This window comes from Rhizobium sp. L9 (genome assembly GCF_002531885.1).
In the GTDB taxonomy this organism is placed as follows: domain Bacteria; phylum Pseudomonadota; class Alphaproteobacteria; order Rhizobiales; family Rhizobiaceae; genus Rhizobium.
Map to the genome: position 1 here is coordinate 260818 of NZ_NWSZ01000006.1, position 14354 is coordinate 275171.

13 protein-coding genes and 1 pseudogene are annotated in these 14354 nt (G+C 60.0%); 7 read left to right on the top strand and 7 right to left on the bottom strand.

The window, feature by feature from the left end; genetic code table 11:
- Window positions 1-94 precede the first annotated feature (94 nt).
- The 5 genes from rlmH (at window position 95) to CO660_RS08180 (ending at window position 5296) form a co-directional block, all read left to right on the top strand.
- Window positions 95-577, top strand: coding sequence for a 23S rRNA (pseudouridine(1915)-N(3))-methyltransferase RlmH (gene rlmH / locus CO660_RS08160; RefSeq protein ID WP_097598296.1), 483 nt, complete (start codon window positions 95-97; stop codon window positions 575-577).
- 178 nt (window positions 578-755) lie between these two features.
- Complete coding sequence (locus CO660_RS08165; protein WP_097598297.1) at window positions 756-2153, top strand: murein hydrolase activator EnvC; 1398 nt, start codon at window positions 756-758, stop codon at window positions 2151-2153.
- A complete protein-coding gene (locus CO660_RS08170) occupies window positions 2143-3465 on the top strand; it encodes a S41 family peptidase (protein ID WP_003543943.1) in 1323 nt (440 codons plus the stop codon). The genes CO660_RS08165 and CO660_RS08170 overlap by 11 nt, the downstream gene beginning before the upstream one ends.
- Window positions 3466-3541: 76 nt before the next feature.
- Window positions 3542-4738, top strand: coding sequence for a divergent polysaccharide deacetylase family protein (locus CO660_RS08175; RefSeq protein WP_097598298.1), 1197 nt, complete (start codon window positions 3542-3544; stop codon window positions 4736-4738).
- 24 nt (window positions 4739-4762) lie between these two features.
- A complete protein-coding gene (locus CO660_RS08180) occupies window positions 4763-5296 on the top strand; it encodes an RNA pyrophosphohydrolase (protein WP_097598299.1) in 534 nt (177 codons plus the stop codon).
- A gap of 81 nt (window positions 5297-5377) precedes the next feature.
- Here the strand turns inward: CO660_RS08180 and bfr are convergent, their stop codons facing one another.
- The 5 genes and pseudogenes from bfr to CO660_RS33755 form a co-directional block, all read right to left on the bottom strand.
- A complete protein-coding gene (gene bfr, locus CO660_RS08185) occupies window positions 5378-5863 on the bottom strand; it encodes a bacterioferritin (protein WP_064805736.1) in 486 nt (161 codons plus the stop codon).
- Window positions 5829-6237: pseudogene (locus CO660_RS08190) on the bottom strand ((2Fe-2S)-binding protein). The gene bfr and the pseudogene CO660_RS08190 overlap by 35 nt, the downstream one beginning before the upstream one ends.
- 99 nt (window positions 6238-6336) lie before the next feature.
- Window positions 6337-9792 (bottom strand): error-prone DNA polymerase, encoded by a 3456-nt coding sequence (locus CO660_RS08195; RefSeq protein WP_097598300.1) that lies wholly within the window; start codon window positions 9790-9792, stop codon window positions 6337-6339.
- A complete protein-coding gene (locus tag CO660_RS08200) occupies window positions 9789-11336 on the bottom strand; it encodes a DNA polymerase Y family protein (RefSeq protein WP_280952980.1) in 1548 nt (515 codons plus the stop codon). The genes CO660_RS08195 and CO660_RS08200 overlap by 4 nt, the downstream gene beginning before the upstream one ends.
- Window positions 11248-12201, bottom strand: coding sequence for a hypothetical protein (locus CO660_RS33755; RefSeq protein ID WP_245421304.1), 954 nt, complete (start codon window positions 12199-12201; stop codon window positions 11248-11250). The genes CO660_RS08200 and CO660_RS33755 overlap by 89 nt, the downstream gene beginning before the upstream one ends.
- 163 nt (window positions 12202-12364) lie before the next feature.
- On the opposite strand from CO660_RS33755, the gene CO660_RS08205 reads away from it, so the two are divergent.
- Window positions 12365-12802 carry a metallopeptidase family protein gene (locus CO660_RS08205; protein ID WP_085779871.1) on the top strand — a complete coding sequence of 146 codons (438 nt, stop codon included), beginning with the start codon at window positions 12365-12367 and terminating at the stop codon, window positions 12800-12802.
- Between the two features lie 23 nt (window positions 12803-12825).
- Here the strand turns inward: CO660_RS08205 and CO660_RS08210 are convergent, their stop codons facing one another.
- Window positions 12826-13032 carry a DUF1737 domain-containing protein gene (locus CO660_RS08210; RefSeq protein WP_009996762.1) on the bottom strand — a complete coding sequence of 69 codons (207 nt, stop codon included), beginning with the start codon at window positions 13030-13032 and terminating at the stop codon, window positions 12826-12828.
- Window positions 13032-13937, bottom strand: a complete 906-nt coding sequence (locus CO660_RS08215; protein WP_097598302.1) for a CoA ester lyase — start codon at window positions 13935-13937, stop codon at window positions 13032-13034. Before CO660_RS08215 ends, CO660_RS08210 begins: the two co-directional genes overlap by 1 nt.
- 113 nt (window positions 13938-14050) lie before the next feature.
- Here CO660_RS08215 and CO660_RS08220 point away from each other — a divergent pair, with 113 nt between their 5' ends.
- On the top strand, window positions 14051-14284 hold the full coding sequence (locus CO660_RS08220; RefSeq protein WP_085779873.1) for a hypothetical protein: 234 nt from the start codon (window positions 14051-14053) through the stop codon (window positions 14282-14284).
- Window positions 14285-14354: the final 70 nt, after the last annotated feature.

The following is a 14354-nucleotide window of genomic DNA, read 5'->3' on the forward strand; positions in this document are numbered from 1 at the left end:
GCCTGAGATGCGGCATTTGACTGGCCGGAAAACATGAGAAGCCGGCTGCGGCGCAACCTGTGCCTGAAATGCCGTCACGAGCAGGAGCGGGGAAATGCGAATTGGTCTTTTTGCGGTGGGACGGCTGAAGTCCGGCCCCGAAAAGGATCTTGTGGCCCGTTACCTCGATCGTTTCGCCAAGGCCGGCTCCGCGGTCGGCCTCGAATTCACCCGCGTTGCTGAAGTCGGTGAAAGCCGGGCCTCCAATGCGGAGACCCGCAAGCGCGAGGAGGCGGCGATGCTGTTGAAATCGCTGGCCGAGGGCAGCGTTCTCATCCTTCTCGATGAACGCGGCAAGGCGCTCGACAGTGAAGCCTTCGCCAAGCTGCTCGGCAACTACCGTGACCAGGGCAAACGTGAGCTGACGATTGCAATCGGCGGAGCCGACGGCCTTGATCCCGGCCTTTACGACCGGGCCGACGCCACGCTTTGCCTGGGCAAGATGACCTGGCCGCATCAACTCGTGCGCACGCTGATCGCCGAGCAGCTCTACCGCGCCGTCACCATTTTGTCCGGCCATCCCTATCACCGCGTCTGACCATTCAGGCTCGGTCCATGGCTCGGCTATGCGTCGCATTGTCACGCAGCCGTGTTTTGCGCAGGCAGGCTTTCTCCTGCAAACTTTCTGGCAAAGCGTGCCAAATCAGCTTAGTCTCCGCGCGATTTGAGAGAGTGCCCGGACACGCATGACGACGACTCCAACCAGGCGACACCGCATGATTTTGCCGGCACTTGCGGCCGGTTTCGGTGTTGCGGTCATCCTCGTCTCGACAAGCCCGTTTTCGGTCCTGGCCCAGGATGCCGCCCCGGAAGCGGCGCAATCTTCACACCCGCCGCCCGCCGAGGCGCCGCCCGATCCGGCCGCCGAACTTGCCGCCAGACGGGATCAGACCCGCGCCGAACTCGAAACCCTGTCGAAGACCATCAGCCTATCCTCGGATAAGGTGAGCGAACTCCAGCAAAGCATCGCCAATCTGGAAAAGAGCACGCAGAGCATTCGCCAGGCGCTGATCGATTCCGCCGCCCGCCGCAAGGGGCTGGAAAAACAGATCCTTGAGAGCGAGAAGAAGCTTGCCGACCTCGGCGTCAGGGAGGATGGCATCCGCGGTTCCCTGCACGAACGCCGCGGCCTGCTGGCCGAGGTGCTGGCGGCACTACAGCGCATGGGCCGCAATCCGCCGCCGGCTTTGCTCGTCACCCCGGACGACGCGCTCGCATCCGTGCGCAGCGCCATCCTGCTCGGCGCCGTCGTTCCCGGCATCCGCAAGGAAACCGACAAGCTCGCCGCCGATCTCGCAAGCCTGGCCGCGCTACAGACGGCAAGCGCCGCCGAGAAGAGCCAGCTGACGGGGACGATGACCGACAGCATCGAGGAAGAGCGGCGCATGGATCTGCTGCTTGCCGAAAACGACAAGCTCAGCCGCAGCAACGCCGCTGATCTGGAGGCCGAGAAGAAGCGGTCCGAGGAACTCGCGGGCAAGGCGACCAGCCTCGAAGGCCTCGTCGCCTCGATGGAATCCGAGATCGCCTCGGTACGCGAAGCGGCCGCCGCGGCCCGTCAGGCCGAGGAGAACCGCAAGCTCTTGACGGACGAGCAGCGGGCTCAGGCCAAGGCGCTGGCCGAGAGCGGCGTGCCCGATAAAAACCGCATTGCGCCCGCATATCCCTTCGCAGATTTGAGGGCGAAATTGGAACTGCCCGTGGCAGGCGATATCCTGCGCCAGTTCGGCGATGCCGATGGCACCGGGCATGAAGCCATGGGAATGACGGTCGCCACCAACCCGGAGACAGTGGTGACGGCCCCGGCAGACGGGCTGGTGGTTTTTGCCGGCGCTTTCCGCAGTTACGGTCAGATGATCATTCTCGACGCGGGCGACGGATACCACCTGGTTCTCTCGGGAATGGATACCATCAATACCCGTCAGGGAAAATTCGTTTTCTCTGGTGAACCGCTCGCCATGATGGGAGCGAAAAGAGTGGCGAGCGCAACTGCATTGGCGCTGGAAACGGACCGGCCAACGCTTTACATTGAATTTCGAAAAGACGGTAAACCGGTCGATTCCCGACCGTGGTGGACCGCCAAGGACACTGGAAAGGCACGCAATGATTCGTAGGGCTTCTCTTGTTCTGGTCGGCGCATTGATGGGTGCGACCGCGATGAGCGTCATTTATTCGGCAGGTGTGCCGGCAGAAGCAGCCGGATCCTCCACCTACAAGGAACTGTCGGTATTCGGCGATGTCTTCGAACGCGTGCGCGCGCAGTACGTCACGCCGCCGGCCGAAGACAAGCTGATCGAAAACGCCATCAACGGCATGCTGTCTTCGCTCGACCCGCATTCGAGCTACATGAATGCGAAGGACGCCGAAGATATGCGCACCCAGACGAAGGGTGAGTTCGGCGGTCTCGGCATCGAAGTCACAATGGAAGACGAGCTCGTCAAGGTCATCACGCCGATCGATGACACGCCCGCCGCCAAGGCCGGTGTTCTCGCCGGCGACTACATTTCCGAGATCGACGGGCAGTCCGTTCGCGGCCTGAAGCTGGAAGACGCCGTCGAGAAGATGCGCGGCGCCGTCAACACCCCAATCAAGCTGACGCTGATCCGCAAGGGCGCCGACAAGCCGATCGAGCTGACGATCGTCCGTGACGTTGTCGCCGTCCAGGCCGTCAAGTCGCGCGTCGAGGACGATGTCGGTTATCTCCGCATCATCTCCTTCACCGAAAAGACCTATCCCGACATGGAGAAGGCGATCAAGAAGATCAAGGACACCGTTCCGGCCGACAAGCTGAAGGGTTACGTCCTTGACCTGCGCCTCAATCCGGGCGGTCTGCTCGACCAGGCGATCAATGTCTCCGATGCCCTGCTGCAGCGTGGCGAGGTCGTTTCGACCCGCGGCCGCAATCCCGATGAAACCCGCCGCTTCAATGCCGGCCCGGGCGATCTGACGGACGGCAAGCCGGTTATTGTGCTGATCAACGGCGGTTCGGCGTCCGCATCGGAAATCGTCGCCGGCGCCCTTCAGGATCTTCGTCGCGCCACCGTTCTCGGCACCCGCTCCTTCGGCAAGGGTTCTGTCCAGACGATCATCCCGCTCGGTGAAAACGGCGCGCTACGCCTGACCACGGCGCTCTATTACACGCCGTCGGGGCGCTCGATCCAGGGCACCGGCATCACACCCGACATTAAGGTCGAGGAGCCGCTGCCGGAGGAACTGCAGGGCAAGATGGTGACGGAGGGTGAATCCAGCCTGCGCGGCCACATCAAGGGCCAGAGCGAAACCGACGAGGGTTCAGGATCCGTTGCCTATGTGCCGCCAGACCCGAAGGACGACGTTCAGCTGAACTACGCGCTCGACCTGCTGCGCGGCAAGAAGACCGATCCGGCCTTCCCGCCGAACCCGGACAAGGCCGTCGTCGCCAAGTAATCGATCATTGCAAGGCCGGGCACTCGCCCGGCCTTGACCCTTTTTGCTGTTTCCCGGTTTGGAGCGGGCGAGAAAATTGGGAACGGACCTGCATGCGCCTTTGGGGCGCAACCGCAAAACCGGCAGTCGGCGGCCGGGAGTGCTGCGCCTCGGCCGCATTGCCGCCAGTCTATGCCTTTTCGCGATAGGCGGCTTCTCTCTCTATACGGCCTTTCGCGGCGACGGGCTCGAGCGCAAAAAAACGCCGGCAACCGAGCAAGCGGCAGCGCCCTCTTCCAGCACACCTCAACCAGCGCAGACGCCGGCCGGCCAGGCGGCGGATGGAATGCCGCGCGCGGAACCGCGTTCGGGCGCCAATGTCGAGCAGATGGTTACCGGCGACGGCTCCGTCGTTACCAAATACAGCCCCCGTCCCCGCGACGGCAGCGGACCGGTATTGGTCGATGCCATGCAGGTCGGCCAGGATCCGCGCATGGCGGCGCTGCCGAACGAGACACTGCTCGAGGATTCGGCCTATGGCAGGCTGCCGATCGTCGGTCCCGACGGCCGACGGCCGATGGATCAGTATGCCCGCCCCTCGTCCGGCGCCCGCGGTGTGCGCATTGCCATTGTCGTCAGCGGCCTTGGGCTCAGCCAGACAGGAACGCAGCGCGCCATCGCCGAATTGCCCGAGGAGATCACGCTGGCCTTTGCCGCAAGCGGCAACAGCCTCCAGCGCTGGATGCAGGAGGCTCGCCGCGGCGGCCATGAAATCCTTCTTCAGGTGCCGCTGGAACCGTTTGATTATCCGGCCAATGATCCGGGCCCGGAGACACTGCTGACCTCAAAGCCGATCGCCCGCAACATCGAGAACCTGCACAAGGCGATGGGCGAGATCACCAATTACACCGGTATCATGAACTATCTCGGCGGCCGTTTCCTTTCCGAGCCTGCCGCCATGGAACCCGTGATGCGCGATATCGGCAAACGCGGCCTGCTCTTCCTCGACGACGGGACGTCGGCGCAGTCGAAAACAGCTGATGTCGCCAAGGGGACCGAACTGCCCTATGCCTTTGCCGATCTGCAACTCGACGGCCAGCTTAATGTCGACGCCATACTGAAGAAACTCGACGAGCTCGAACGCATCGCGCGCAAAAACGGCCAGGCGATCGGCATCGCCTCGGCTTTTGACGAAAGCGTCGACGCCATTGCCAAGTGGAGCGAGGAGGCTTCGATGCGCGGCATCGAGATCGTCGGCGTCGCGGCGCTTTCCAACGACCCCAATAACCCCTGAGATGATGTCTCAACGGAGAAGAAGATGAGCCAAGCGACCGTGAAAGCCGAGGATCTGCCCTATCGCCCATGCGTCGGCGTGATGATCCTGAACCGCGATGGCCTGGTCTGGGCCGGCCGACGCATCCCTGACGGCAATTCCGAATATGACGGCTCGCAGCAGCTCTGGCAGATGCCCCAGGGAGGCATCGACAAGGGCGAGGATCCCCTGGATGCCGCCTATCGCGAGCTCTATGAGGAAACCGGCATCAGGACGGTGACGTTGCTCGCCGAGGCAAGCGATTGGATCAATTACGATCTGCCGCCGACGCTGATCGGCATCGGACTGAAAGGAAAATTCCGCGGTCAGACGCAGCGCTGGTTCGCCTTCCGCTTCGAGGGCGACGAGAACGAGATCGCCATCAACCCGCCGCCCGGCGGCCACGATCCCGAATTCGACGCCTGGGAATGGAAGCCGATGCAGGAGCTACCTGGCCTGATCGTCCCCTTTAAACGCGCCGTCTATGACCAGGTGATCGCCGAATTCCAGCATCTGACAGCATTGAAATCGGAGGACTGATCAGACCGGGATGCTTCCGATTTGCGCGCGGCGAGCGCGGGAGTGCCGGCCGCCCTGACGCGGCCGGCATCTGGTAGAAGCTTATTCGGCTTCGTCGGCGGAATCGGCGTTGAGCTGGCCGTATTTGCTTTCGCCGATTTTTTCGAGCAGATCGAGCTGCGTTTCGAGGAAGTCGATATGGCCTTCTTCATCGGCCAGCAGCTCTTCGAACAGCTTCATCGACACATAGTCGCCGGCGTCATAACAGATATCGCGCGACTTCTTGTAAGCCGTGCGGGCGTCGTACTCGCCGGCGAGGTCGGCTTCGAGGACTTCCTTGACGTTCTGGCCGATACGCAGAGGGGCCAAGGTCTGCAGATTGGGATGACCTTCGAGGAAGATGATGCGGGCGACAAGCCGGTCGGCATGATGCATCTCTTCGATGGACTCGGCGCGTTCCTTCTTGGCGAGTTTGGTGTAGCCCCAATCTTCGAGAAGACGATAGTGAACCCAATATTGGTTGACCGCACCGAGTTCGAGGAACAATGCCTCGTTAAGCCGCTCGATGACCTTTTTGTCGCCTTTCAATGTCCGCTCTCCTGTTTTCCTCATGGAACTGCTTCAAGCGCGACATGAAATCAAATATTTCGGCCTCCGTCGAGTGGCGACGGGCGTGATATTCCTCGGTGGTCTGGATGATGATGTCGACCACGTTGGGGAAGCAGCCGCAGCAACGGCCGCGTTTTTCCATGGCGTGGTAGACCTTCGCAGGCACGATAAGCTGCCAACAATCTTCGTCGAGAAGGTTGGTGATAACCTCCCGGATTTCCTTGTCGGTTATGTAATTGCAGCTGCAGACAAGCACGTCTTCATTTCCAAACATGACACTGACTATCGTGTTTTCTGCTAAAGAAGATGGCAGCTGTCAAGAAAAAATTCGAGTCCGCTTCCCTGCGAGGCACGTTGGGCGGAGCCTGTTGCAAATTTTCTAATATTCACTTTGGAGGCGATGACATGCACGACAAAAGACGTGGAGATAAGTCAGGGCAGCGCGACGCGTTTCAATGAAAATTCCGGCCGCGCGGCATGACATCGGCGGTTTCCGCCACATCCGTATGCCGGCTTGCGGCAGCCGTCTCTCGCCCCATCCTCTTGCGCGCATCGCCAAGCTGCCGCTGGTCGCCGCCGGGCCGCAATACCTCGTCCGAGCGTTCGCAAGCGCCGAAACGGCGGGCCTCGCGCTGCAGGATACCAAGGGCAGGCGTCATGTCCTCGATATGCTCGACGACGGTATGAATCACGCCACTCTGGCTTTGCAGTTTTCCGAAGATCTTCACCAACCGCGCACCCATGACGACCGACCGGTATTTTTCGAAAATTTTCGGCCAGACAATCGCATTGGCAACGCCGGTTTCATCTTCCAGTGTCATGAAGATCACGCCGCTGGCCGATCCCGGTCGCTGCCGCACCAGCACCAGGCCGGCAATCGTCACCCGCTGCCCGTTCGCGACGCGCAGCAAGTCGACATTGCGTGTTACGCGAGCATTGCGCAAATCGTCGCGCAGGAAAGATACGGGGTGCGCCTTCAGCGACAGCGACAGGTAGCGATAATCTTCGATCACCTGCTCTCCCGGCAGCATATCCGGCAGCTTTGCCTGAGGTTCGGGCTGCATATCGATATGGCGCACTTGTCCGAAAAGCGGCAGTTCCTCCGTTGCGCTCTTCACATCGAGAGCCCGTACCGCCCAAAGCGCCTCGCGACGCGATAGTCCGATGGATTGAAAGGCGTCCGCATCCGCCAGTCGCTCGATGACGGATTTCTGCAGCCCGGAACGCAGCCAGAGATCACGCACCGACGCGTAACCTCCTCCACGATTGTCGACGAGCAACTGCATATCGGTGGACGAAAGACCCTTGATCTGCCGCAGGCCGAGCCGTACCGCATGTCGTGTCCTGATGATTTCCCGCATTTCACGGTGCCGGAAATCAATGGCCGTATGATCGAAGGCGGCCTCTTCCAGGGTACAATCCCAGTCCGACTGGTTGATATCGACCGGCAGGATTTTCACGCCATGCTCTCGTGCATCCCGTACCAGTTGGGCCGGCGCGTAGAATCCCATCGGCTGTGAATTCAGCAGCGCCGCACAGAAGACATCGGGATAATAGGCTTTGATCCACGAGGAGGCATAAACCAGCAGCGCGAAGGAGGCGGCGTGGCTTTCGGGGAATCCATACTCACCGAAACCCTTGATCTGATTGAAACATTGCTGCGCAAATTCTTTGGTGTAACGCTTGTTTGTCGTCATCCCCTCGATGAAACGCGTCTCGAAATTGCCGATCGTGCCGGTTCTTTTAAACGTTGCCATGGCGCGTCGAAGCCGGTCCGCCTCCGCTGGCGCAAAGCCTGCCGCAGTGATTGCAATCTGCATGGCTTGCTCCTGGAACAAAGGCACACCAAGAGTTCTTTCAAGAACCGTCTTCAGCTCCTCACTCGGATATTCGATCGGAATATTCCTTTTCGTCTGTTCCCGTCTTTTCAGATAGGGATGGACCATGTCGCCCTGGATCGGTCCCGGCCGGACGATCGCCACCTCGATGACAAGATCATAAAAGCGCCTGGGCTTCAGACGCGGCAGCATGCTCATCTGCGCCCGGCTTTCGATCTGGAAAACCCCGACCGTATCGGCGCGGCCCATCATGTCATAGACCGGCTCGCCTTCTTCTCCATGCTCCCTATTGCCGAGATCGGCGAGCGTCTTCTTGATCTCATAATGCAGTTCAAGCAGCGAGAAAGCTTTCCGCAGGCAGGTGAGCATGCCGAGCGCCAGAACATCCACCTTGAGAATCTTGACATTGTCGAGATCGTCCTTGTCCCACTCGATCATGTATCGATCCGGCATCGCCGTCTTCATGATCGGCACCACTTCGTCGAGCCGGTCCCGCGTGATGACGAAGCCACCGACATGCTGTGTGAGGTGACGCGGAAAACCGAGGAGTTCCGATGCATATTTCAGCACATTCCGCGTCACTGGATTTTTGATGTCGAGGCCAGCCGCCTTCGCATCCCGCTCCGAGAGATTGTCTTCCGACCAGCCCCAGACGAGACTGCTGATGGCCGACTGAACATCCTCCGACAGGCCAAAGGCCTTGGCGACTTCGCGGCCTGCCGAACGAGTGCGATAGCTGGTGACGGCTGCCGTCAGCCCGGCATGCGCGACGCCATACCTTCCATAAATATGCTGGATGACATCTTCACGCCTGTCATGCTCGAAATCGACATCGATATCAGGCGGCTCGTCCCGGTCCATCGAAATAAAGCGATCGAAGAGGAGCGTGCTCTTTTGAGGATCGACTTCGGTAATCTCAAGACAAAAGCAAATGACCGAATTCGCTGCCGACCCCCTCCCCTGGCAGAGCACACCAATCTGATAACGAGCGTGCTGGATGATCTTGTGAACCGTCAGAAAGTAGGAGGCATAATTCTTGTCGCCGATGAGTTTCAGCTCATACTCGATCTGCTGCGCCACTTTCTCGGGAATACCATCCGGATAACGTTTTGCCGCTCCTGCCCACGTCAGCCTTTTCAGAGTTTGCTGCGGGGTTTCGCCGGGTTCGTTTTCCGCGGGATAATTATGTTTCAACTCGTTCAGGGAAAAGCTCAGCCCTGCGAAAAACACCTGCGTATTCTCGACCGCGTGAGGATAGTCCCGGAAAATCCTGGATACTTCACGTGCATCCTTGAGAAAGCGCTCGGCATTGGGCGCCAGAAGGAATCCGGCTTCCGAGATCTGCACATGCTCCCGGATCGCAATCACGATATCAGAAAGCGGCCGGCGATCGGGGTGATGATAGAGCGGCTGATTGGTTGCAATCAAGGGCACACGGTTTCGGGCGGCCAGCATGGAAAACACCGCAAAGGCCTGCCGGTCCCGCCCGTCATAGGCTGGCGACAACGCCATGAAAAATCCCTTGCGGAACCGTTTGCGAAACCGCTCCAGATAGTCTTCAAGCACCGGCTGGCGGGCAGGATTGCTGATAAGGCTCCGGTCCGGAACGAGCGCGAGCATCATCTCGTCGCCCCATTCCATGAGCTCTGCTTCTGTCAGAATGCAGGCGCCCTTGACTGCCTCTTCTTTCAGATTGCCCGCGCTGAGGAGACGACAGAGATTCGCCCAGCCCTGCCGATTGCGGGGATAGGCAAGAATATCAGGCGTTTCATCGGAAAAGACGAGTCGGGCGCCCGGCTGAATCCGGATAGGATCGAGAATCTCTTCTCTTTTCCCTTCCTTCGCTGCCTGAGCCAAAATCGCATCTCTGTTTTTATATCTCTCCTCAAGCTGCTCGGCCTGCGCATGTGCCCTGACGACGCCGGCAACCGAATTGCGGTCCGCAATGCCGAGACCGCCGAGTCCGAGGTGAGCGGCCTGCACGACCATCTCCTCCGGGCTGGAGGCACCTTCGAGGAACGAGAAGTTCGTTCTCGTGCCGATTTCGAAGAATGCAGGCTCGGCCCTCATGCAAAGACCCCATGCATGAACCAGCGTGGATCGGGTTTTTCACCATAAAGACCCTGACGATAGATCCAGAAGCGGTGTCCAGACTCATCCTCTATTCTGAAATAATCGCGCGTCTGCGCATCATCCCCATCGATCCACCATTCCATGGCGACCCGTTCCGGTCCTTCACTTCTTGCCACCTGATGTTGTGTCCGCCGCCAGCGGAAAGTCTGCGGTGGACCGTCCGGCACTTCAGCAAATGCGACCTCAACAGGCTCCGGGTTTGCAAAGAGCCGCAGAGGGCGCTCCTCACGAAAAGGAAGCGCGCTGTCCTGCTTCACTTTCTGCAATGCCGGTAGGCTCTCCATTGCCTGTACCGTGATCACGGCCCGCTCCGGCACATGGCTTTCCCGAAGTTGGAAACTTTGCAGGCAATCCCGGCCAAGACGGGCCGAAACGCGGTCGACGAAGGTTGAAAGAGAGATTTCATCCTGCCGGTCACCTTCAAAATCGCCCTGCGTGTCGTTGAACGGGTCATGCCGCAGCACATTCAGGCGCAGGATCTCGAAACCATAGCCGGCATCGATATCGTCATAAATCGCATGCAGCCGTTCGGAAAATAACCCTGCAACGAGCTTCGGCTCGCGAAGCGGCCGCGAAGCACCCACGGAAATGCGGAAAACCCTGCCGTCGACACGAAACAGCACTAGCTCGAACACCCGCCCGCCGGCACCGCGCGCTTCCAGCGACGGCTTCAGCGACACGGCAACCTGCCCGGTGACGGCAAGGATCTGTTCTTCCGTTCCGATCGGCTCGATCAGACGACGTTCGGACGAAAGACTGGCGACGGGACGCCGGGGCGAGATCGGCTCCTCCTCGCGGCCCAGCGCCTGGTCGAGCCGCAGAAGCAGCGCCGGGCCAAAACGGCGGGTGAGCGGCGCCCGCGGCGCATGAATGACATCGCCGACATATTTGAGCCCGAGCTTTTTCAAAGCCTCGACGATCTGTTCTTCCAGGCGCAAGGCCGCGACAGGCAGCGGCATCAAAACATGTTCCGTCTCATCGTCTTCCACGATGCCGCCGTTTCCGAAACGGGAGACAGCCCAGGAAAGGCCCGGCGTCGATGAGACCGCACCTCGTGCATCGAGCCCCATATGGAAGAGCCGCGACAGAATATCCTTGAGAAGAGATCTTTCCCCGCCGAAGAGGTGAGCGCAGCCGGTAATGTCGAGAAGCAGCCCATCCCTACCATCGAACGCCACCATCGGCGTATAACGGTCGCACCAGTCGGCAATGGCTTCCAGAAGCCGGCGGTCGGCCGCAGGATCTTCTTCCATGACATCGAGCGCCGGATACATGGCGCGCGCTTCGGCAACGCCTTGATCCTTCCGCAATCCCAACCTCTCGGCGAATTCGTCCAGCGCCGTCAAACGCATGGCGTTGTTGAGCTTGCCGCAACAGACGAGCGGCGGTTCTTCAGGACGCCCTTTCGAACGCCAGGAAAGCCCCCAGCGCTTGCGTGCGATGCGATCTGTGGCCAGATGCGGGAAGCTGAGCGCCAGAATGCGCTGATTTTTCGCCTGGAGACCGAGTGAAGCTTGGTTCGTCGACGGCAAGAAATTCGCGTTCATGGGGGCTCCACTCCAGAAGGAAGGAGAATGGAGCCGGATGTCGGCTCTTCTCCAGCGTGAGACGGAAAATCGGGTTGCCGATGCTGCCGGCTAGCTTCGATCCGTCCGGTAACGGCCGCAGATTCGACGGCGCCGGCTCGACCCGAAGGCGCAAAGCAGCACTGCTCGCTTCCTCCGCGCCGGCTTGACGGATGAGGAAAAGCGGACGGCGGGCGGCACGCGCCCTGAGGCTAAGCCGACGGCTTTCGGTCAGACCGAAATGCAGAGGATTGCCACGCACCTCCATGACGACGGCAGAGAAGGCTGCGTTTTCAACGGCAGCTTCCGCAAGCCAGAGCGCATCCTCCAGCTTGCGCGGCGCGGCATGGAAAAATCGCTCCGGCTTCAATCCGAAATCCTTAAGCCCCGGGGCATAAGGCCGGCCTGCTTCCAGCGCGCCAACCGCATCGCCGATCCAGAGCAGCGGCAGAGACCTCCCGGCATCTTCCTCTTGTTTCTGCATCCACGTCACAACAGCCATAGCCAGGCCGCTTGCCGCCCCAGCATCGCGGGAACTTGCAGCGCGAAATTCAATGATCGCGTCGAGCGGCAGGCCGCCTTCCATCGCCTCGTCGAGCGGTGACACGCCAATTGGCAGGCGAAGCCCGAGGTCGTTTCGTTCCTGAATCTCTCCGGTCTTTTCCGAAGCCATGGCTTCCCGCTCCGCTGCCGCAAGCGCCGGCGCAGGCTTTCCTTCTAGCTTGGCGATGGTTTCGCGGAGCGCAAAAAGCCGCTCGCGCGCCAGGGCGTTCTGCGCCATGGCGTTTACTCCGTCCGTCTTTGTTCCTGTTATGTTCTTATGGATTCCAGAGAGCTGAAGAAGAGTCAACAATCATTTTTTATGAATTTATTCCTGCCTTTGATTCCGCACTCGAAAATCGGCGGCAAAGGTTCTATATGGGCCCGCAAAGGAAGGAATATTCATGGCCCGCGTAGACCAGAGCGATGATTGGCAGGACCGCCATGCGCCGACGATCAGCACCTTCGAGTCGCTGGCCATGGAGGCTTACAGCCATCTACCGGATGAATTCCGCCAGCTGACGACCAATCTCACCATCGAGATTGAGGATTTCCCCGATGACGACGTTTTCGAGGATATGGCGCTGGAAACGCCTTTCGACCTGCTCGGCCTTTTCGAAGGCAGGGGAATTTCGGAGCGTTTCACCGTGGAAACCGGCGAAATGCCGAACCGCATTCGCCTCTACCGTCGCCCCATCCTCGACTATTGGGCCGAGAACGACGAGACGCTCGGCGATATCATCACTCACGTCCTGATCCACGAGATCGGCCACCATTTCGGGCTGAGCGATGAGGATATGGAGCGGATCGAGGCCAGCGCCGAGGAAGCCGCCGAGCGCTGAAACCGTGCGTTCGGCAGAACGCGCTATTGCTCGGAGAGCTTCATCTCCGGATCGTAATCCTTGCCTTCGACAGTCTTGACGACGGCCTGGCCGCATTGCATCGCGCCGGTTGCGGCATTGAAGGCATAGGTCGGCGAGCCCTCCAGAGACCAGCCCTTGTTGAGGGCGGCGGTGACCTTGTGGCAGAAGGAAGCGTCGTCGGGACCGGTCAGGAAGCGGTAGAGTTTCATCAGGCGGGCTTTCTTGCAGAAATCAGACGGGCTTTATGAACCAGAGCTTCGGCCTGGACAAGATGCAGCCGCTCGATCATCCGGCCGTTCGCATTGATGACGTTGAGGCCTTGGGCGGCCGGATCGGCAAAGGCTGATATGATTGCCTGCGCTTCGGCAATCTCTTCCGCGCTCGGACCGAAATGCCGGTTGGCGGCCGCAATCTGCGCGGGATGGATCAGCATCTTGCCGGAAAAACCCATAGCGCGACCCTGCCCGCATTCGACGTCGAAACCTTCGCCATCCCGGAAATCGTTGAAAACGCTGTCGAGCGCATCAAGCCCATTAGCCTTGACCGCGAGAATGACCTGCATCAGCCAGGGCACGAGAAAGCTTCGCCCCGGCTGCGGCAGGACGCCGGTTTCCTTGCGCAGGTCGTTGAGGCCGACGACGAGGCAATCGAGCCGCGCCCCCGGCATGCGGCCGGTTTCGGCGATCGCCCCGACGTTCAGCACGCCGCGCGGCGTTTCGATCATTGCCCAGATGCGCAGCTCCTCTGGCACCTGCGCATCGGCCAGCAGATCGCCAATATCGATGACATCCTGGGGTCCATCCACTTTCGGCAGGAGAACGGCGTCGGGCAAAAGCGCCTTGACCAGATCGAGATCCGCCGCCCCGAATCCGGATGACAAAGAATTGATACGAATGATCCTTTCCTTGCCCTCGAGCGGCGGTCCGCCAAAAAAAGCATGCAGATTTTCCCGCGCCTGGCCCTTGCTCTCGGGCGCGACGGAGTCCTCCAGGTCGAAAATAACCGCATCACAATCAAGGGAACGGCTCTTTTCGAGCGCCCGCAGATTGATGGCCGGCACGCTCAGCACCGAGCGGCGCAGACTTGAGGAACGCAGAGGTGTGGTTTGCTTCATCAGCCATTAGTGCCAAGCTTCGCAAAGCCCGGCAAGACAACAAAAAGCCATGCTTGCCTTGCAGAGAGGAAAAGGAAGGACCACATTCCTTTCTGTAGAAAGGTTTCAAACCCATGCAGAACATTCGCTCCATCTTCTTCATGCTGGCCGGCGCCACCTTCTTTGTCGCCATGCTGCTTCTCACCTTCTCGGTGACGCTTGCCGTCGGCGGCATCCTGACCGTGTTCATGGTCGGACGCGCGCTTTCGATGAAGATGAAGCCCGCTCCGGTGCGCGCCAAGGCAAACAACGGCAAGCCGGAGATGCGCGTCTGGAACGACGGCCGCGGCACGATCATCGATCTCTGAGGTCCTGCTTTCAAAAATATTGGCCGCCACTGTCGGATCATGCTTCCATGATACGTCTTTGAAGCAGCCG

What these genes read in the sequence shown, in the direction of transcription:
- CO660_RS08220 (WP_085779873.1), top strand. Translation starts at nt 14,051, where the DNA reads ATGCAGAACATTCGCTCCATCTTCTTCATGCTGGCCGGCGCCACCTTC.
- CO660_RS08205 (WP_085779871.1), top strand. Translation starts at nt 12,365, where the DNA reads ATGGCCCGCGTAGACCAGAGCGATGATTGGCAGGACCGCCATGCGCCG.
- rlmH (WP_097598296.1), top strand. Translation starts at nt 95, where the DNA reads ATGCGAATTGGTCTTTTTGCGGTGGGACGGCTGAAGTCCGGCCCCGAA.
- CO660_RS08215 (WP_097598302.1), bottom strand. Translation starts at nt 13,937, where the DNA reads ATGAAGCAAACCACACCTCTGCGTTCCTCAAGTCTGCGCCGCTCGGTG.
- CO660_RS08165 (WP_097598297.1), top strand. Translation starts at nt 756, where the DNA reads ATGATTTTGCCGGCACTTGCGGCCGGTTTCGGTGTTGCGGTCATCCTC.
- CO660_RS08180 (WP_097598299.1), top strand. Translation starts at nt 4,763, where the DNA reads ATGAGCCAAGCGACCGTGAAAGCCGAGGATCTGCCCTATCGCCCATGC.
- CO660_RS08195 (WP_097598300.1), bottom strand. Translation starts at nt 9,792, where the DNA reads ATGAGGGCCGAGCCTGCATTCTTCGAAATCGGCACGAGAACGAACTTC.
- CO660_RS08170 (WP_003543943.1), top strand. Translation starts at nt 2,143, where the DNA reads ATGATTCGTAGGGCTTCTCTTGTTCTGGTCGGCGCATTGATGGGTGCG.
- CO660_RS33755 (WP_245421304.1), bottom strand. Translation starts at nt 12,201, where the DNA reads ATGGCGCAGAACGCCCTGGCGCGCGAGCGGCTTTTTGCGCTCCGCGAA.
- CO660_RS08210 (WP_009996762.1), bottom strand. Translation starts at nt 13,032, where the DNA reads ATGAAACTCTACCGCTTCCTGACCGGTCCCGACGACGCTTCCTTCTGC.